The sequence below is a fragment of the Microbacterium sp. NPDC056569 genome (assembly GCF_042793475.1).
Lineage (GTDB): Bacteria > Actinomycetota > Actinomycetes > Actinomycetales > Microbacteriaceae > Microbacterium.
Window position 1 is genome coordinate 78465 of record NZ_JBHTUV010000008.1, and the last position, 19199, is coordinate 97663.

Below are 19199 nucleotides of genomic sequence, written 5' to 3' on the forward strand. Positions count from 1 at the left end.
CGCCCGCCGCGTGTTTCGCGGGTGTAAACATCGGACCTCCAGAATGACGATTCGGTCACAGCCGCTGCAAGGTGGGTGCGCGACGGGGTAGAAAACTTTAGGTATTAGGTGCAGTTGTACATTGCACCGTCATGTTGTTTCATTGTTGAGTCACTCGACGCAACGGAGCAAGAGGAAGGAATGGTCGACCAGATGACCGCCAAGATGAGAGCCGCCGGACTACTCGCCGCCGGCATGACTGCAGCCCTGCTGCTGGCCGGGTGCTCGGGAGGAACCTCGTCCTCCGCGCCCACCGAGGCCGCGTCCGGCGAGCCGCAGAAGGGCGGCACCGTGCACATGCTGCAGAACGCCGACTTCTCGTACCTCGACCCGGCCCGCGGCTGGGACGGCGGGGTCAATGCGTTCTACCGCCTGCTCTACCGCGGCCTCACGATGCAGGCCGCCGGAGACGCGGACGACCCGAACGCGATCGTGCCGGACCTGGCCGAATCGCTGGGCACGGCATCCGACGACGGACTGACGTGGACCTACACGCTCAAGGACGATCTCGCGTTCGACAACGGCGACCCGATCACCTCGGCGGAGGTCAAGTTCGGCATCTCACGCGCGTGGGACCCGCAGATCGGCATCGGCTCCCCCTACCTGAAGAACGTCATCGACGCTCCCGCCGACTACGAGGGCCCCTACGTCTCCGGCGAGATCCCCACGATCGAGACGCCGGACGAGAAGACGATCGTCTTCCACCTCAAGGCGCCCTTCCCCGAGTTCGACAACGTGCTCGCGCAGTCGAACGCCGTGCCGTTCCCCGTCGGCACCGGCGGCGGCGACGAGTTCATCAACGACGTGATCGCCTCGGGCCCCTACACGCTCGACAGCTACACGCCGGGAAGCACCATCAAGCTCGTGCGCAACGAGCACTGGAGCGCCGACACCGACGACGTCCGCAAGGCCTATCCCGACGCGTGGCAGTTCGACATGGGCATCGACGCCGCGACGATCGAGGAGCGCATGATCGCCGGCCAGGGCGACGATGTCAACGCGATCGCGGGCAAGATCAGCGGCGCCGCGCTGCCGCGCATCCAGACGCCCGAGCTGCAGGAGCGGGCGATCAAGGCGCCGGCCTTCTGCACGACCTACATGTCGATGAACACGACCAAGGAGCCGTTCGACGACGTGCGTGTGCGCCAGGCCGTCAACTGGGCCCTGGACCGCACCACGGTGCAGAACGCGTCGGGCGGCAACCAGCTGGCGGACGTCGCGACGACGATCATCCCACCGGCGGTCAACGGCCACCGCGACTTCGACCTGTACCCCGCCACCGACGAGGGCGGCAACGCCGAAGAGGCGCAGGCGCTGCTCGCGGAGGCGGGCCTGGCAGACGGCTTCGAGTTCACGCTCGACATCCGGTCGCAGCCGGCGATGCAGGCACAGGCCGAGGCGGTCCAGGAGTCGCTCGAGAAGGTCGGCATCACCGTCAACCTCAATGTGATCGACACCGCGATCTACTACGAGACCATCGCGACGCCGGCGAAGCAGAACGACGCCGCCATCACCGGCTGGTGCCCTGACTGGGCTTCGAGCGCGAGCACGTTCATCCCGCCGCTGTTCGACGGCGCCATGATCACCGAGAAGGGCAACCAGAACCTGGCGCAGCTGAACGACCCGGCCGTGAACGAGCGCATCGCCGAGGTGCGCGCCATCACCGACGTCGACGAGGCGAACGCCGCGTGGGGCGACCTCGACGAGCAGATCATGGAGCTCGCTCCGATCGCGCCGCTCGTGTTCGAGAACGGCATCTTCCTGCCGGGCACGAACATCGCGGGCTACTACCCCAGCACCAACATGACCGATCTCACGATCATCGGTCTGAAGGACCCCTCGAAGGGCTGAGCATGACCATCCCCTCGACCGTCATCGAGGTCGAGGCCACGCCGGGCGGCGACCCAGTGCTCGAAGAGTCACTGGAGTCCCGCCCGGCCTCTGGCCGGAAGCTTCTGCGCGGATTCCTCACCGATGTGCCGGCGATGCTCTCGCTCGGCTACATCGTCCTGATCCTGCTCATGGCGATCTTCGCGCCGCTCATCGTGCTGGTGAGCGGCTGGGGACCCTACGAGTTCGACCAGACCGCGATCGACCCGAACATGGGCGCCATCCCCCTCGGCCCGTTCGGCGGCATCAGCGCCGAGCACTGGTTCGGCGTCGAGCCCGGCAGCGGCCGCGACATCTTCGCCCGCATCGCCTACGGGGCACGCGTGTCGATGACGGTCGCTCTGTCGGCCACGTTCCTCACCACGATCCTCGGAGTGGTGTTCGGACTTCTCGCCGGCTACTTCGGCGGCTGGATCGACACCGCGATCTCCCGCGTCATGGAGTTCCTCATGGCGTTCCCCGCCCTGATCTTCATGATCGCGATCCTCTCGGCGCTGCCGTCCGACAACCGCATCGTCCTGCTCGTCGTCGTGATCTCGCTGTTCGGGTGGCCGTACCTGGCGCGCATCGTGCGGTCGCAGACGCTCTCCCTCAAGGAGCGCGAGTTCGTGGAGTCCGCGCGGGCCTCGGGCGCCTCGGGCGCGCACATCATCTTCCGCGAGATCCTCCCGAACCTCATGTCGACGATCGTCGTCATGGCGACCCTCGCGGTGCCCGGCTACATCGGCACCGAGGCCGGGCTGTCGTTCCTCGGCGTCGGCGTGGTGCCGCCGACCCCCAGCTGGGGTCAGATGATCGCGGCGGCCGCCCCCTGGTACGCCGTGGATCCGATGTACTTCCTCATCCCCGGCACCTTCCTCTTCCTGCTCGTGCTGTCGTTCACGACGCTGGGCGACCGCATCCGCGCCCTCATCGGCAGTTCGGAGGTGCGCGCATGATCCGCTTCGTCGGCTCCCGCGTCCTGGGCATGCTCGTCGTGCTCTTCCTGGTGACCCTGTTCACCTACGTCATCTTCTTCGTGCTGTCGCCGGATCCCGCGGTGCAGATCTGCGGCAAGAACTGCACGCCGGAGCGCATCGAGCAGATCCGCGCCAACCTCGGCCTCGACCTGCCGTTCTGGCAGCAGTTCTGGGAGTACGTCTCGGGCCTGTTCACGGGCCGCGAGTACGTCGTCGCCGGCGCTGTGGTGAGCTGCCCCGCCCCGTGCCTCGGCTACTCGTTCCAGACCGGCCAGCTCGTGAGCGAGATGATCGTGCAGCGGCTGCCCATCTCGGCGACGATCGCGATCGGCGCCGCCATCCTGTGGCTCATCGGCGGGCTCGTCGGCGGCGTCCTCAGCGCCGTGCACGAGGGGAGGTTCACCGACAAGTTCTTCGCCGGGCTCACCCTCGGCGCGATGTCGATCCCGAACTACGTGCTCGCGCTCGTGCTGCAGTTCGTCCTGGTGGTCTGGCTCGGCTGGCTTCCCTTCCCGCAGGCGGTCCCGTTCGCCGAGGACCCCGGCCAGTGGTTCCTGAACTTCCTCATGCCGTGGATCGTGCTCGCGGTCGGCTACGCGGCGGTGTACACGCGGCTGACGCGCGCCAACGTCATCGAGACGCTCCAGGAGAACTTCGTCCGCACCGCGAACGCGAAGGGCCTGAGCTCGTCGCTGGTGTGGCGGCGTCACGCACTCCGCCCGGCGCTCACGCCCATCGTCACGATCTTCGGCATGGACATCGCGGGCCTCCTCGGCGGCGCGGTGATCACCGAGACGGTCTTCGGCCTCAACGGCGTCGGCAAGCTCACCGCCGACTCGATCTCGTCGAACGACCAGCCGGTGATCATGGCGGTGACGCTGCTGTCGGCGTTCTTCGTGATCGTCGGAAACCTCGTGGTCGACCTGCTGTACACGGCGATCGATCCGCGCGTGCGGACGGCGGCACGCGCATGACGGGAGAGAACGTGAACCACACGACCGGCGATCTGCTGCGCGTCGAGGATCTGAGCGTCGAGTTCCGCACCGCGGCCGGCGCGACGCGCGTCGTCGACTCCGTCGGCTTCGCGGTGCCGCGCGGCGGCGCCCTCGGCATCGTGGGCGAGTCCGGCTCGGGCAAGTCCATGACGAGCCTCGCGATCATGGGGCTCCTCCCCAAGGGCGGCACCGCGACCGGCTCCATCCGATTCGACGGGAAGGATCTGCTGGCGCAGCGCGAGAGCGCCATGCGCCGCATCCGCGGCGACCGCATCGCGATGATCTTCCAGGACCCGCTGTCGTCGCTGAACCCGTACTACACCGTCGGCGTCCAGATCGCCGAGGCGTACCGCTCGCACCGCTCCGGCGTCTCGGCGCGCGCGGCGAAGAAGGTCGCCATCGAGGCGATGGAGCGCGTCCACATCCACGACGCGGCACGTCGGGCGGACCACTACCCGCACCAGTTCTCGGGCGGCATGCGCCAGCGCATCATGATCGCGATGGCCTTGAGCATGGAGCCCGACCTCATCATCGCCGACGAGCCGACGACGGCGCTCGACGTCACGGTGCAGGCCCAGATCCTCGCACTGCTGGCCGAGATCCGCCGCGACACCGGTGCGGGGCTCATCCTCATCACCCACGATCTGGCCGTGGTGAGCGAGGTGGCCGACCGCATCGTGGTGATGCGCGGCGGACGCCTCGTCGAGGAGGGGTCGGTCGAGGACGTCTTCAGCGACCCCCAGCACGAGTACACGCGGCGGCTGCTCGACGCCGTGCCCCGCATCGACGACGAGATCGGCGAGCTCCGCACGACCGCGATCCCGGTCCTGCCCGGAGAGGAGAAGCGATGACGGATGCTGCGCCCCTGTGCCGAGCGACGGCGCTGGTGAAGGAGTTCACCAGCCACGGGCCGATGCTCAGCCGCCCCACGACCTTCCGCGCGGTCGACGACGTCTCGTTCGAGGTGTTCCGCGGCGAGACCCTCGCGCTCGTCGGGGAGTCCGGCTCGGGCAAGTCGACGACCGCCCGCCTCGTCGCCCGCCTGATGGAGCCCACCTCCGGAACCGTCGAGTTCGAGGGCCAGGACGTGACCGGTCTGAAGGGCCGGGCGCTGCACTCCTTCCGCAGCGACGTCCAGGTGATCTTCCAGGACCCGTACTCCTCGCTCAATCCCCGGCACACCGTCGAGGGGCTCGTGACGGCTCCGCTGCGCTACCAGAAGCGCAGGATCCCGGGTGGAGCGCGTGCGTTCACGCGCGCCCTGATGGAGCGGGTGGGCCTCAACCCCGACCATTCCGGCCGCTACCCGGCGCAGTTCTCGGGCGGGCAGGCGCAGCGCATCGGCATCGCCCGTGCGCTCGCGGTGAGCCCGAAGCTGGTCATCTGCGACGAGGCCGTGTCGGCGCTCGACGTCTCGGTCCAGGCGCAGGTCATCAACCTGCTGCGCTCGCTCCAGCGCGACGAGGGGTTCGGCTACCTGTTCATCGCGCACGACCTCGCCGTCGTGCGCCAGATCGCGACCCGCGTGGCGGTCATGAGCCGCGGCCGGATCGTCGAGCAGGGCGAGCGGGACCGCATCTTCACCGACCCGCAGGACGAGTACACGCGCACGCTCCTCGCGGCGGTGCCGCGCATCGATCCCGAGTGGGACGCGCGCCGACGCGAGGCGGAGCGACGCCGCACGGCGATGGCATCGGAGGCCTCATGACGACGACGTATCATCTGCCCGGCATCCGCGTCACCGAGACATACGTCGACGTGCCCCTGGACTGGGACGAGCCGACTGGCCCGTCGATCGCCGTGTTCGTGCGCGAACTCGTGGATCCCGACCGTGCGGGCGACGACCTCCCGCTCCTCACCTATCTGCAGGGAGGTCCGGGCGGTGCCAACCCCCGCCCGCTGAAGCGGGACGGCTGGCTCGAGGAGGCGCTCGCGCACTACCGCGTCGTGCTCGTCGACCAGCGCGGGACCGGGCGCAGCCACCCGCTCGAAGCCGCCGACGTCGAGCCGCTGGGCGCGCAGGCGGGCGCGGAGCTGCTCGCGAAGTTCCGTGCGGACTCGATCGTCCGCGATCTCGAGCATGTGCGCCTGACGCGGTACGACGGCCGTCGCTGGGCGACGCTGGCGCAGAGCTACGGCGGATTCCTCACGCTGACGTATCTCTCGCTCGCGCCCGACGCGCTGGCCGCCTGCTACGTCTGCGGCGGCATCCCGGGCACACCGCCGCGCGCCCACGAGGTGTACGCCCGGACGTTCGACCGCGTGGCGCAGAAGACGGCCGAGCTGTACCGGCGCTTCCCCGAGGACGCCGAAGCAGTCGGCCGGATCGCCGACGTCCTCGCGCAGGAGGACGTCGTCCTCCCCGACGGCGATCTGCTGACGGTGCACCGGTTCCAGTCGCTCGGCATCGACCTGGGCATGAAGCCCGGGCACGAGCGCCTGCACTGGCTCGTCGAGAAGGCGTTCACGAGAGCGGGGCGGCTCTCGACGGCGTTCCTGCAGGACGCGATGACCCTCACCTCGAGCGCCGGCAACCCGCTGTTCTGGACGCTGCAGGAGTCCATCTACGGCGACCCCGGCAGCGGGCCGACCGCGTGGGCCGCGCAGACCGCCCGTGAGGCGCGGCCGGAGTTCGGACCGGACCGTCGGCCGCTGCTGTTCACCGGCGAGATGGCGTTCCCCTGGATGTTCGACGAAGTGCGACTGCTGCGCGGCTTCCGCGATGCCGTCCACGCGCTCGCCGAGCGGACGGAATGGAGCCCCCTCTACGACGCCGAGCGGCTGGCCGGCTCCGAGGTGCCGCTCGCGGCGGTCGTGTACTACGACGACATGTTCGTCGATGCGGGGCTGCAGCTCGACTCCCTGTCGCGCATCGGCAATGCGCAGTACTGGGTCACCAACGAATACGAACACGACGGAATCGGGTCGGGCCGGACGTTCACCGCGCTGCGGGAACTCGTGCGCGATCGCGGAGGAGAGACACGATGACGCACCACCACACCGCCCCGGTCCGCCCGCGGTACGCGGGCACACGCTATCCGCGACTGGCCGAGATCCCCGCCTTCACCGGGTTCATCGCGTCGGGCTGGGACGACGTGGCCGTCCACCCCACGCTCCCCGCCGGCACCGCGGCGGCCGCCGCGTCCCACCGCGCCCGCCTGAGCGCGGCGCTGCCCGGGCAGACGCTCATCATCGCGGCGGGCACTGCGCCCATCCGCAACGACGACGCCGCCTACGGCTTCCGCGCAGACAGCAGCTTCGTGTGGCTCAGCGGCTGCCAGGTCGAGGATGCGGTGCTCGTGATGTGGCCCGTCGCCGGCGGCCACGACGCGGTGCTCTACCTCCCGCGACCGTTCCGGCCCGGCGACGCCGGCTTCTTCTCCGACGCCGCGCACGGCGAACTGTGGGTCGGCCCCTCGGCCGGGCTGCCGGAATGGAGCGACGCCCTGCAGGTGACCGTGGAACCGCTCGAATCCCTCGAGACCCGTCACGCCGACCTGCGCGGCGCCCAGGCCGCACGCTCGGCCGCCGCGCTGGCGACGGCCGCCGGGGCGAGCGTGTCGCCCGAGCTCGAACGCACCCTGTCGCGCCTGCGCATGGTGAAGGACGAGTGGGAGATCACGCAGCTGCGGGCGGCCGTGGACGCGACCGTCGGCGGTTTCGCGGCCGTCGTCGCCGAGGTGCCGCGCGCCATCGCAGACGGGCTCGGCGAGCGGTGGCTGCAGGGGACGTTCGACCGTCACGCCCGCACCTTCGGCAACGGACCGGGCTACTCGACCATCGTCGGCTCGGGCGCGCACGCCCCGATCCTGCACTGGGTGCGCTGCGACGGGCCGATCCTGCCCCACGCCGCGCTCCTGCTCGACATGGGCGTCGAGACGCATTCGCTGTACACCGCCGACGTCACGCGCACGGTCCCCGCCGGCGGCACGTTCACCAGCGCACAGCGCGCCGTGCACGACCTCGTCGAGAAGGCGCACCGCGCGGGCCTCGAGCAGATCCGCCCCGGCACGCCGTACCTCGACTTCCACTTCGCCGCCATGGAGGTCATCGCGCAGGGGCTCCACGACTGGGGTCTGCTGCCGGTGTCCGTCGACGAGGCGCTCTCCCCCGAGGGTCAGCACCACCGTCGCTACCTGGCGTGCGGGATCGGGCACCACCTCGGCCTCGACGTGCACGACTGCAGCCAGGCGCACTACGAGGACTACATGGGTGCGGACCTCGAGCCGGGCGTCGTGATGACGGTCGAGCCGGGGCTCTACTTCCACGCGCACGACCTCACGCTGCCGCCTGAGCTGCGCGGGATCGGCGTCCGGCTGGAGGACGACGTCCTGGTGACCGAGTCCGGTTCGGAGGTCCTCTCGTCGGCTCTCCCGATCGACGCGGACGGTGTCGAGCAGTGGACACGCGCGCACCTCGGGGCCGCCTCATGACCACCCTGACGACGACGCGCCGCGCGCGGGAGTTCGCGCTCTCCGACGTCCGTCTGGGCGGCGCGAGCGTCTTCCAGCGCGCCCGCGTCGAGATGCTCCACCTCGCCCGCGTGTATCCCGTGGACCGGCTGCTCGCCGTGTTCCGCGCGAACGCCGGGATCGACACGCGCGGGGCCCTGCCCCCGGGGTCCTGGGAGGACTTCGGCCACCCCGCCGAAGACGCGTGGAGCGAGCACGACTACCCCGGACGCGAAGCCGCGCAGACCGCGAATCTGCTGCGCGGCCACTACGCCGGCCACTTCCTCTCGATGCTCGCGATGGCCGCCGCCGGCGAGGCCGATCCGGCCCTGCGCGCGAAGACCGACGAGCTCGTCGCCGGCCTCGCCGACGTGCAGGCAGCGCTTGCGGCGACCGGCCGCTACTCCCACCCCGGCTTCCTGGCGGCCTACGGCGAGTGGCAGTTCTCGCGCCTCGAGCACGGTGCGCCCTACGGCGAGATCTGGGCGCCCTACTACACGTGCCACAAGATCATGGCCGGGCTGCTCGACGCGTACGAGCTCGTGGGCAGTGAGCAGGCCCTCGGCGTCGCGACGGCGATGGGGCACTGGGTGCACGGCCGCCTGTCGCGGCTCGACGATGCGCAGCGGCAGCACATGTGGTCGCTCTACATCGCCGGCGAGTTCGGTGGCATGAACGAGACGATGGCCCGCCTCGCCGTCGTCGCCGGCGAGCCGGTCTTCCTCGCCACGGCCCGCATGTTCGATCAGCACGACCTCATCGCCGCGACTGCCTCGCGTCGCGACATCCTCGACGGCATGCACGCCAACCAGCACCTGCCGCAGCTCATCGGCTACGTCCACGAATACGAGGCGACCGGCGAGCGCGCGTACCTCGACGCCGCCGCCGGGCTGTGGGATCAGGTGGTGCCCGGGCGCATGTACGCGCACGGCGGCACCGGCGAGAGCGAGATCTGGGGACCCGCCGGGCGCGTCGCGGGCGACATCGGGCACCGCAACGCCGAGACCTGCGCGACCTACAACCTGCTGAAGCTCTCGCGCCTGCTCTTCCAGCACACGCTCGACGCGAAGTACATGGAGTACTACGAGCGCGGTGCGCTCAACCACATCCTCGCCTCGCGCCGCGACGCGCGCTCCGACACGAGCCCCGAGGTCGCGTACATGTTCCCGGTCCATCCGGGCGCCCTTCCCGAGTTCGACAACGTCGGCACCTGCTGCGGCGGGACCGGCCTCGAGAACCACGTCAAGTACCAGGACTCGGTGTTCTTCCGCGGCGCCGGCGACGGCGCGGAACTGTGGATCAACCCCCACACCTCGGCCGAGCTCACGTGGCGCGAGCATGGCCTCCGCGTCGTCGTCGAATCCGCGCTCCCCCTCGCGTCCCAGGTGCGCGTGCGCGTGGAACGGATCGACGGATGCCTCGACCCGGTGCCGATGACCCTGCACGTGCGCGTGCCGGGATGGGTCGCGGCCCCCGCGTCCGCGCGGATCGGCACCCAGCCGCTCGCCCTCGACGCGGAGCCCGGCCGGTACGCGGACCTGGAACGGGACTGGACGTCGGGCGAAGAGCTGGTCCTCGACCTGCCGATGAGTCTGCGTACGCACGCCGCCCTGGACGACCCTCAGGTGCGCCACCTCGCCTTCGGCCCGAGCGTGCTGGTCGCCCGCTCCGACAGCACCACGTGGCTCGAGATGGCGCTGGACCGCCGGCGCCTCCTCGACGGCACGATCCTCGCCGACGACCCGGATCCGCGCGGAACCCTGCTCTCGCGCGGCTCGGTGAGCGTCGAAGGCATCCCCTTCGAGCCGGTGTGGACGGGATCCGACGCCAGGTACCACATGTACGTGCGCGCGGCGGATGCCACGATCGGCTTCGCGGGCGTCGACACGGGCGTCGCCGCACGCCGTCGGGAGGATGGCACCACGATCCTCGACGACGTGTGGAGCGAACCGCTTCCCCGAACGCGCAGCGCCTTCGTCGCGCGGGTGCTGAGGGCGGTGCATCGCGGTCGCGCCGACGGTCTGCTCGGACTCGACGAGGCGCGGACGGTCCTCCGCGGCGCGATGGACCTGCACGCGGCGACGCTGCACGCAGCCCCCGAGGACGCCCCGGATCTCGGCCCGGCCGAGGAATGGCTGGAGCGGACGGCGGGCGCCGAGGACGAGGCATCCGTCCCCATCGTCGAGATCCTCACCCCCGAGCCCGCGGCAACCGGCTGGCATACGACATCACCGCGGATCGGCGTGCGCGCGACGGCCGGCGCGTCGAGCCTCGACGCCGTCGAGGTGCGTGTCGGCGAGGGCGACTGGCAGGCGTACTCCGGGGCCTTCGCCGTCGACCTCGAGGGCTCGGTGCGCATCGAAGCGCGGGCGACAGCCGCGGGCCGGACCGGATTCGCGGCGCGCACCCTGCACATCGACACCGCCCCGCCGCGGACCGAGGCGCGGGTCAAGGCGCTGGGTTCCAGCGTCGAGATCACCTTCGTCGCCCGCGACGAGGTGTCGGGTGCCGAACGGATCCAGTGGGAGGGGCCGGGCACCTTCTGGGCCACGTTCCAGGAGGCGTTCGTGCGTGCGCTCACCGACGAGGAGCAGGTCATCGAGTACGCCGCGACCGACCGCGCGGGCAACGAAGAGCCGCGTCGGCGGCTCGTGCTGCCGCCGCGCCCGCCGGCCTAGCGGAACCGGCTTCCGCCCATTACAATTGCAATTGCACCTTCGACACTGGAGACACGATGACCGACCGCAAGCCCTGGCACGGTGTGAACCTCGCCACGACCCTCCCCATCAACCCCGACTTCTCGGTGAACTATGACGCGTACGCCGAGCACGTGCGCTTCACGACGTCGAACGGCGTCACGGGGATCATTCCGAACGGGTCGCTCGGCGAGTACCAGACGCTCACCGAGGACGAGCGGCGACAGGTCTACCTGACCGCCGTCGAGGCCGCCCCCGCGGGAACCGCCGTCATCCCCGGCGTCGGCGCCTATGGCGCGCTCGAGAGCGTGCGTCTGACCGAGCACGCGGCCGAGCACGGCGCCCCCGCGGTGATGCTGCTCCCCCCGAACGCATACCGCGCCAGCGATGACGAGGTGGTCGACCACTTCCGGCGGGTCGCTGCCGTGGGCCTGCCGGTGCTGGCCTACAACAACCCCATCGACACGAAGGTCGACCTGCGCCCCGACCTGCTGGCGCGGCTCTACCAGGAGGGCCTGATCGTCTCGGTGAAGGAGTTCTCGGGCGACGTGCGCCACGCGTTCGAGATCCGCGAGCTCGCCCCGGGCCTCGACATCTCGATCGGCTCGGACGACGTCGTGCTCGAGCTCGGCATCAACGGAGCCGTCGGCTGGGTCGCCGGCTACCCGAACGCGATCCCCGCCTCGACCGTGGAACTGTACAACCTGTCCACCTCCGGCGACCCCGCTGACTGGGTCAAGGCGCGCGACATCTACCGCGACCTCCACGCGCTGCTGCGCTGGGACTCGAAGACCTGGTTCGTCCAGGCGATCAAGCTGTCGCAGGAGGTCGCCGGCGTCGCTCCCGCGGGCATCACCACCCGCCCTCCGCGTCTGCCGCTCCCCGACGACGTCCGCGCGCGTATCATCTCCGACACCGAGGCCGTGCTGGCCAAGGGCTACCGCTGATCCGAGGACCCGAATGCGATCGCAGCGCGTGTTCCACGCCGTCGACTCCCACACCGAGGGCATGCCCACCCGCGTCATCGTGGGCGGGGTGGGCGTCCTCCCGGGAGCGACGATGGAGGAGCGTCGTCAGTGGTTCATGGCGAACAGCGACGACATCCGCACCCTCCTCATGAACGAGCCGCGCGGCCACAGCGCGATGAGCGGCGCGATCCTCCAGCCGCCGACGCGCCCCGACGCGGACTTCGGCGTGCTGTACATCGAGGTGTCGGGCTGTCTCCCCATGTGCGGGCACGGCACGATCGGCGTCGCCACGGTGCTGGTCGAGACCGGGATGGTGCCGGTGGTCGAGCCGGTGACGACGATCCGGCTCGACACTCCGGCCGGTCTCGTCATCGCCGACGTCGCCGTCGTGGACGGGCACGCCGAGCGCGTGACGATCCGCAACGTGCCGTCGTTCGTGGTCGGTCTCGATCGCACCGTCGACGTCCCCGGGTACGGCGAGGTGTCGTACGACCTCGCGTTCGGCGGCAACTTCTACGCCATCGTGTCGCTCGAGTCCCTCGGGCTGCCGTTCGACCGCGCCCGCAAGGACGACCTGCTCGCGGCCGGTCTCGCGATCATGGCGGCGATCGACGAGGCCGATGCCCCGCAGCATCCGGTCGACCCCACGATCCGCGGCTGCCACCACGTGTATCTCGAGGCCCCCGGTTCGACGGCTCGCCACTCCCGCCACGCGATGGCGATCCACCCGGGCTGGTTCGACCGTTCGCCGTGCGGGACGGGCACCAGCGCCCGCATGGCGCAGCTGCACGCGCGGGGGCTGCTGCCCCTCCACACCGACTTCGTGAACGAGTCCTACATCGGGACGTCGTTCACCGGCCGTCTCGTCGAGGAGACCTCGGTCGCCGGCGTCCCGGCCGTGGTCCCCACCATCACGGGCAGGGCGTGGGTCACCGGCACGGCGCAGTACATGCTCGACCCGTCCGATCCGTTCCCTCGGGGGTTCGTGCTGTGACCCTGTCTGCGACCGTCGGCATCCCGGTCCTGAGCGCCGCCGACATCGACGCCGCCGTCTCCCGGCGTGACGCGGTCGAGGCGATCGCCTCGGCGCTGCGGTCGGGGTGGGACATCGAGCACGATCACGACCGCCTCTTCGCGCCACTGGCGGGCGGCGAGTTCCTGCTCATGCCGGCCGAGTCCGCGTCCTCCGCGGGCATCAAGGTCGCGACCATCGCGCCCGGCAACACGCGGCTCGGTCTGCCGAAGATCCACGCGTGGTACCTCCTCTTCGACCGCGAGACGCTCGCACCCCGCGCGGTGCTCGACGGGGCGCGCCTGACCACGCTGCGCACCCCCGCGGTGACGACGGTCGCCGTCGCCGGGCTGCTGGCGGCGGCTCCCGGCGGGCCGCGGTCGTCGATCGCCCACCTCGCCGTCCTGGGGTCGGGCCCGCAGGCCGTCGAGCACGCCCTGACCCTCGCCGACACGCTCCCGGTCGCGCACGTCAGCGTCATCGGGCGCACGGCCGACCGCGTCGGGTCGGCAGTCGCCGCATTGCGCGCCGCGGGCGTCTCCGCCGATCCCGGCACGCACGCGGACCTCGCCGTTGCAGACGTCGTGGTCGCCGCGACATCGTCGCCGACCCCGGTGCTCGATCTCGACGACGTGCGTCCCGACGCCGTGGTCGCCGCGGTCGGATCGCATGGCCGCGATCACCGTGAGCTCGGCGAGCAGCTGGTGCGCGCCGCCGACCTGGTGGTCGAGGCGCGCGCGTCGGCGCTCCGGGAGAACGGAAATCTCGCGGCCGCGCGCAGCGATGAGGAGTGGGCCGGCGACACCCAGCCGATCGCGAATCTGGCGGAGCTGGTGCGCGGCGAGGTCGTGCGGCGGCCCGGCGCGCCGGCACTGTACACCGGGGTCGGCATGGCGTGGGAAGACCTGGCCGTGGTGGAGAGGATCATGGAGTCCACGCGAAGGGCCGAACCGTTCGCGTCCGAGGAGGCGTACACATGACTGGTCCCGAGCTGCGCAGTGTCGTGCGACTGAGCAAGCAGCCGAGCATCCGCGACACCGTCACACGTGCGCTGCGCTCGGCCATCATCAGCGGTGAGATGCAGCCCGGACGCGTGTACTCGGCCCCGAGCCTCGGCGAGCAGTTCGGCGTGTCCGCCACGCCCATCCGCGAGGCGATGCTCGACCTCGTCCGCGAAGGCCTCGTCATCGCGCTTCCCAACCGCGGCTTCCAGGTCACCGAGGTGTCGCCGCAGGACCTCTACGAGGTGACCGAGCTGCGCCTCATGCTGGAGCCGCCCGCGATCGAGCGCGCGACCCCGTTCGTCCCCGCCGAGGCCCTCCCCGAGCTGCGACGACAGGCCGCGGCGATCGTCGAGGGTGCCGAGACCGGCGACCTCATCGGATACCTCACCGCCGACAGCGACTTCCACCTGGCGTTGCTGCAGTACGCCGGCAACACGCGCCTCACCGAGCTCGTCGCGTCGCTGCGCTCGCAGACCCGGCTGTTCGGACTCTCCGCGCTCGCAGAGCAGGGCCGGCTGACGGCGTCGGCGCGCGAGCACGACGAGATGCTCGACGCGATCGAGGCCGGCGACGCCGTCCGGGCACGCGAGCTCGTCCACGCCCACATCGAGCACGTCCTGACCGACTGGTCCGGCTACCCCGCCGCGGGCGCCGCGCCCGCGAGCGCACCCAGACCCGCATGAGCGCGGCGGCAGCACCCCGCTCGGACGTCGTCATCGTCGGGGCGGGGATCCTCGGCGCGGCCGTCGCGTACTTCGCCGCGACGGCGGGACTGTCGGTGACGGTCGTCGAGCGCGGCTCGATCGCATCCGGAACGACCAGTCGCTGCGAGGGGAACCTCCTCGTCTCCGACAAGGAGGTCGGACCCGAGCTCGAGCTCTCGCTGTACTCGCAGACGCTCTGGCGCGGCGAGCTGGCCGAGCACGCCGCGGACTGGGAGTTCGAGGCGAAGGGCGGACTGGTCGTGTCGTCGACCGCCCGCGGCAAGAGCGCGCTGGACGTGCTCGTCGCGCACCAGCGCGGGCTCGGCATCCGTGTCGACGACGTGGCCGACTCGGCGGCGCTGCGCGAGATCGAGCCCTACCTGAACCCCGCGATGGTGGGCGGCGCGTTCTACCCCGACGACGCCCAGGTGCAGCCGGTCCTCGCGGCGCACCACCTGCTGCGGCTGGCGCGCGACCGCGGGACCAGGCTGCTGACGCACACCGTCGTCCACGCCATCCGCGTGGTGAGCGGGCGGGTGACCGGCGTGGACACGGCCGCAGGCCGCATCGACGCGGGCGCCGTCATCGTGTGCGCAGGCCCCTGGAGTGGCGAGGTCGCCGCGCTCGCAGGGGTCACGGTCCCGGTCCTCCCCCGCCGCGGCTTCGTGCTCGTCTCGGAGCCGCTTCCTCCCACCGTCCGCCACAAGGTCTACTCGGCGGAGTACGTCGAGAATGTCGCGAGCTCGGACGCCGGGCTCCAGGTGTCGTCGGTCGTCGAGGGCACGCCGAGCGGCACGATCCTCATGGGCGCGAGCCGCGAGCGCGTCGGGTTCGACACCACGTTCTCGCCCGAGGCCGTGGGCCGGGTCGCGCGCGCCGGGATCGAGCTCTTCCCCGTGCTCGCCGATGTCCAGATCATGCGCACCTACTCGGGATTCCGTCCGTACTGCCCGGACCACCTCCCCGTCATCGGAGAGGACGGACGGATGCCGGGACTCTGGCACGCGGCCGGGCACGAGGGCGCCGGGATCGGCCTGTCGGTCGGCACTGCGAAGCTCCTCGTCCAGTCGCTCCGCGGCGAGCCCACGGACCTGTCGCTGGAGCCGTTCCGGCCGCACCGCTTCGATGAAAGGCGCGCCGCATGACCGTCCCCGAGCCGCGCCGCACCGGCGAACTCACCTTCGACGGACGCCCCATCGCCTTCCGCGAGGGGCAGACGATCGGCGCCGCCCTGACGGCGGCCGGGGTGACATCCTGGCGCACGACCCGCGGCGACGGCGAGCCGCGCGGCCTGTTCTGCGGCATCGGCGTCTGCTACGACTGCATCCTCACCGTGGACGGACGACGCGCCCGCCGAGCCTGCGTCACGCCGGCGCGCGAGGGGCAGGTCGTCTCCGGCGACGACCCCCACCAGCCGCTGCCGGCGACGGGGGCGCACGATGGCTGAGGCATCCGTGTACGAACTCGCCGTGATCGGAGCGGGACCCGCCGGATTGTCGGCCGCGGTCGCGGCGGCTGAGCGCGGTCTGACGGTCGCGCTCGTCGACGCGGGCGCGCAGACCGGCGGGCAGTACTGGCGTCACCCCGACGAGCGGCACCTCGACGCGTTCGCGCTCCCCGAATCCACCGGCCACCACCACTGGGCCCACTATCGCGAGCTCCGCGCACGACTGGGTCGCGCCGTCGAGGCAGGGCGGCTCGTCCACCTCGCGGGCCGGCAGGTGTGGCGCATCGACCGCGACGACACCCTGGTCGTCCTGCGGACGACGCCCACCGACGCGGATGCCTCGGGTGCCGCAGGCGCCGTTCGGGCCGAGCGCGTGGTGCTCGCCACCGGGGCATACGACCGCCAGCTCCCCCTGCCCGGGTGGACGACGCCCGGCGTGATGGCCGCGGGCGGGGTGCAGGCCCTCCTCAAGGCGAACCAGGTGGCGGCCGGACGCCGCGCCGTCGTGGCCGGAACCGGGCCGTTCCTCCTCTCGGTCGCCGCGGGACTCGCCGACGCCGGCGTCGACGTGGTCGCGGTGTGCGACGCGAACGCGCTGTCGCGCTGGGCCGCGACGCCGCTGCGGGCGATCCAGGAGCCCGGCAAGCTGCTCGAGGGCGTCGGCTACGCCACGACGTTCATGAAACACCGCATCCCGCTGCGCACCCGAACCGTGGTCGCGTCCGTCGCCGGCGCGGGCCGGGTCTCGCGCGTGACGCTGGCACGGGTCGATGCCCGGGGCCGGATCCGGCCCGGCACGGAGCGCGTGGTCGAGGCCGACCTGGTCGCGCTCGGCTGGGGGTTCACCCCGCAGCTCGAGCTCGCGATCGGCCTGGGCGCGCAGACTCGCGTCGATGTCGATTCCTCGCTCGTGGCGGTCGCCGACGCCGACCAGCGCTCGAGCGTGCCCGGCGTCTACCTCGCCGGCGAGGTGACGGGTATCGGCGGCGCGGTCCAGTCGTGCGCCGAGGGCGAGCTGGCCGCACTCACCGCGGCGGTCGACGCCGGCCGCGCCGACGACCCGCGCACGCGCGCCCGGCTTCGCCGCCGCATCGCCCGCGGCCGCCGCTTCGCCGTCGGCATGCACCGGGCCTCCCCCGTGCCTGCCGACTGGGCCACATGGCTCGCGGCGGACACCACGGTCTGCCGGTGCGAAGAGGTCGACGCCGACGCGGTGCGCGCCACCGTGCACGCGCTCGCCGCCGACGACCCGCGGGACGTGCGCGTCACGGCGCGCCCGGGCATGGGCCTGTGCCAGGGGCGCGTATGCGGCTTCGCGCTCTCCTGCCTCGTCTCAACGGAGACCGGAAGAACCGCCGAGCCCATCGACCTCGAACCGCTCGCGAAGCGGCCGCTCGCCACGCCGCTCACGGTCGCCGACCTCGCAGCACTCGCCGACGGAAAGGACTGACGATGACCATCCCCGCCACCACCCCCGAGGACGTCGCCGCGATCGTGCGGCGCGCGGCCGAGGCATCCGCCGTCTGGGGCCGCAGCACGATCGGCGAGCGCGTCCGCGCGCTCGGCGCCGTCGCGGACGCGCTCGACGCGCACGCCGACGAGCTCATCGCCGAGGCACAGCGCGAGACGCATCTGCCCGAGCCGCGCCTGCGCGGCGAAGTGCGCCGCACGAGCTTCCAGCTGCGGCTGTTCGGCGAGGTGCTCGAGGAGGGCACGTGGCTCGACGCGCGCATCGACCGGGCGGACGGCGACTGGCCGATGGGCGCACCCCGGCCCGACCTGCGCCGCCAGCTCGAGGCGATCGGGCCGGTGCTCGTGTTCGCCGCGAGCAACTTCCCGTTCGCCTTCTCCGTGGCGGGCGGCGACACCGCGAGCGCGCTCGCGGCCGGCAACGCCGTCGTGCTCAAGGCCCATCGCGGGCATCCCCGGCTCTCCGCACGGACGACCGCGGTGGTACACGAGGCGCTGGCCGGGGTCGGGGCGCCGAGCGGGCTGTTCGACACCGTGTACGGCACGGAGGCCGGAGTAGAGGCGCTGAAGGATCCACGGATCCAGGCCGCGGCGTTCACCGGTTCCATCGCGGGCGGCCGCGCGCTCTTCGACATCGCCGCGTCCCGGCCGCAGCCGATCCCGTTCTACGGCGAGCTCGGCAGCGTCAATCCCGCGTTCGTGACCCGGTCGGCCGCGTCCGAACGTGGCGGGGAGATCGTCGACGGCTTCGTCGCCTCCGTGACCGGCAGCGCAGGTCAGCTGTGCACGAAGCCCGGCGTCCTGCTCGTCCCCGCGGACTCCGGGCTGGACGCGCTGCTCGCCGCGGCGTCGCTGCCGGCCCCGACGCCGCTGCTCAACGACGGGATCGCGGAGGGCTTCCGCGGTGCGGTCGAGGCCGCAGCATCCCATGACGCGGTCGAGGTCCTCGCGGGCTCGCCCGCCGTCAGCGGCGACCCGGCGCCCGTGCTGCTGAAGACGACCGCGGCGGCGCTGCGCGCCGACCACGAGTCCCTCATCTCCGAGATGTTCGGCCCCGCCGCACTCGTCGCCACCTACGAGGACGAGTCCGAGATGGTGGCGGTCGCATCGGTGCTCGAGGGCCAGCTCACGGCGACGGTCGTGGGGTCGGAAGGCGACGCGGTCGCCGCCGAGCTCATCCCCGTGCTGTCGACCAAGGCGGGGCGCGTGCTGTGGAACCAGTGGCCCACGGGGGTCTCGGTGACGTGGGCGCAGCAGCACGGCGGGCCCTACCCCGCCACGACGGCCGTCGGCACCACGTCGGTGGGGGCCGCCGCGATCACACGCTTCCTGAGGCCCGTCACCTACCAGAACATGCCCGATGCCCTGCTGCCTCCGGCCCTGCAGGCATCGAACCCGCTCGGCATCCCCCGGCGGATCGACGGCGTGCTGATCGCATCCTGACGCACCCCGCATGACGACGCGGCCCCCGGGCGAACCCCGGGGGCCGCGTCGTGTTTCCGTCGCATGAATTCCTGGTGCAATTGCACATATCACCAGTAACATTGCACCACTACCGCCGCAT

General features: G+C 71.6%; 16 protein-coding genes. All 16 read left to right on the forward strand.

Annotated features, from left to right (window positions below):
• Positions 1–180: 180 nt before the first annotated feature.
• The 16 genes from ACFQ7C_RS11025 to ACFQ7C_RS11100 are packed head-to-tail and all read left to right on the forward strand — an operon-like array spanning position 181 to position 19078.
• Positions 181–1890 carry an ABC transporter substrate-binding protein gene (locus ACFQ7C_RS11025; protein WP_378900480.1) on the forward strand — a complete coding sequence of 570 codons (1710 nt, stop codon included), beginning with the start codon at positions 181–183 and terminating at the stop codon, positions 1888–1890.
• A gap of 2 nt (positions 1891–1892) precedes the next feature.
• Positions 1893–2867, forward strand: coding sequence for an ABC transporter permease (locus ACFQ7C_RS11030; protein ID WP_378900482.1), 975 nt, complete (start codon positions 1893–1895; stop codon positions 2865–2867).
• A complete protein-coding gene (locus tag ACFQ7C_RS11035) occupies positions 2864–3862 on the forward strand; it encodes an ABC transporter permease (protein WP_378900484.1) in 999 nt (332 codons plus the stop codon). Before ACFQ7C_RS11030 ends, ACFQ7C_RS11035 begins: the two co-directional genes overlap by 4 nt.
• 11 nt (positions 3863–3873) lie before the next feature.
• On the forward strand, positions 3874–4734 hold the full coding sequence (locus ACFQ7C_RS11040; protein WP_378900487.1) for an ABC transporter ATP-binding protein: 861 nt from the start codon (positions 3874–3876) through the stop codon (positions 4732–4734).
• Positions 4731–5591 carry an ATP-binding cassette domain-containing protein gene (locus tag ACFQ7C_RS11045; RefSeq protein ID WP_378900490.1) on the forward strand — a complete coding sequence of 287 codons (861 nt, stop codon included), beginning with the start codon at positions 4731–4733 and terminating at the stop codon, positions 5589–5591. Before ACFQ7C_RS11040 ends, ACFQ7C_RS11045 begins: the two co-directional genes overlap by 4 nt.
• The gene (locus tag ACFQ7C_RS11050; protein ID WP_378900493.1) at positions 5588–6871 is read left to right on the forward strand and encodes an alpha/beta fold hydrolase; all 1284 of its coding nucleotides are present in this window, start codon (positions 5588–5590) and stop codon (positions 6869–6871) included. Before ACFQ7C_RS11045 ends, ACFQ7C_RS11050 begins: the two co-directional genes overlap by 4 nt.
• Positions 6868–8316: an aminopeptidase P family protein gene (locus tag ACFQ7C_RS11055; protein WP_378900496.1), complete on the forward strand. Its 1449-nt coding sequence runs from the start codon at positions 6868–6870 to the stop codon at positions 8314–8316. Before ACFQ7C_RS11050 ends, ACFQ7C_RS11055 begins: the two co-directional genes overlap by 4 nt.
• Positions 8313–11012 carry a beta-L-arabinofuranosidase domain-containing protein gene (locus ACFQ7C_RS11060; protein ID WP_378900499.1) on the forward strand — a complete coding sequence of 900 codons (2700 nt, stop codon included), beginning with the start codon at positions 8313–8315 and terminating at the stop codon, positions 11010–11012. The genes ACFQ7C_RS11055 and ACFQ7C_RS11060 overlap by 4 nt, the downstream gene beginning before the upstream one ends.
• Positions 11013–11068: 56 nt before the next feature.
• The gene (locus ACFQ7C_RS11065) at positions 11069–11977 is read left to right on the forward strand and encodes a dihydrodipicolinate synthase family protein (protein ID WP_378900502.1); all 909 of its coding nucleotides are present in this window, start codon (positions 11069–11071) and stop codon (positions 11975–11977) included.
• 13 nt (positions 11978–11990) lie between these two features.
• On the forward strand, positions 11991–12992 hold the full coding sequence (locus tag ACFQ7C_RS11070; protein ID WP_378900504.1) for a proline racemase family protein: 1002 nt from the start codon (positions 11991–11993) through the stop codon (positions 12990–12992).
• On the forward strand, positions 12989–13990 hold the full coding sequence (locus tag ACFQ7C_RS11075) for an ornithine cyclodeaminase family protein (RefSeq protein WP_378900507.1): 1002 nt from the start codon (positions 12989–12991) through the stop codon (positions 13988–13990). The genes ACFQ7C_RS11070 and ACFQ7C_RS11075 overlap by 4 nt, the downstream gene beginning before the upstream one ends.
• Positions 13987–14697 (forward strand): GntR family transcriptional regulator, encoded by a 711-nt coding sequence (locus ACFQ7C_RS11080; RefSeq protein ID WP_378900510.1) that lies wholly within the window; start codon positions 13987–13989, stop codon positions 14695–14697. The genes ACFQ7C_RS11075 and ACFQ7C_RS11080 overlap by 4 nt, the downstream gene beginning before the upstream one ends.
• Positions 14694–15863 (forward strand): NAD(P)/FAD-dependent oxidoreductase, encoded by a 1170-nt coding sequence (locus ACFQ7C_RS11085; protein WP_378900513.1) that lies wholly within the window; start codon positions 14694–14696, stop codon positions 15861–15863. Before ACFQ7C_RS11080 ends, ACFQ7C_RS11085 begins: the two co-directional genes overlap by 4 nt.
• Positions 15860–16165 (forward strand): (2Fe-2S)-binding protein, encoded by a 306-nt coding sequence (locus ACFQ7C_RS11090; RefSeq protein WP_378900516.1) that lies wholly within the window; start codon positions 15860–15862, stop codon positions 16163–16165. Before ACFQ7C_RS11085 ends, ACFQ7C_RS11090 begins: the two co-directional genes overlap by 4 nt.
• A complete protein-coding gene (locus ACFQ7C_RS11095) occupies positions 16158–17615 on the forward strand; it encodes an FAD-dependent oxidoreductase (protein ID WP_378900519.1) in 1458 nt (485 codons plus the stop codon). The genes ACFQ7C_RS11090 and ACFQ7C_RS11095 overlap by 8 nt, the downstream gene beginning before the upstream one ends.
• A gap of 2 nt (positions 17616–17617) precedes the next feature.
• A complete protein-coding gene (locus ACFQ7C_RS11100) occupies positions 17618–19078 on the forward strand; it encodes an aldehyde dehydrogenase (NADP(+)) (RefSeq protein WP_378900522.1) in 1461 nt (486 codons plus the stop codon).
• The last annotated feature ends 121 nt before the right edge of the window (positions 19079–19199 follow it).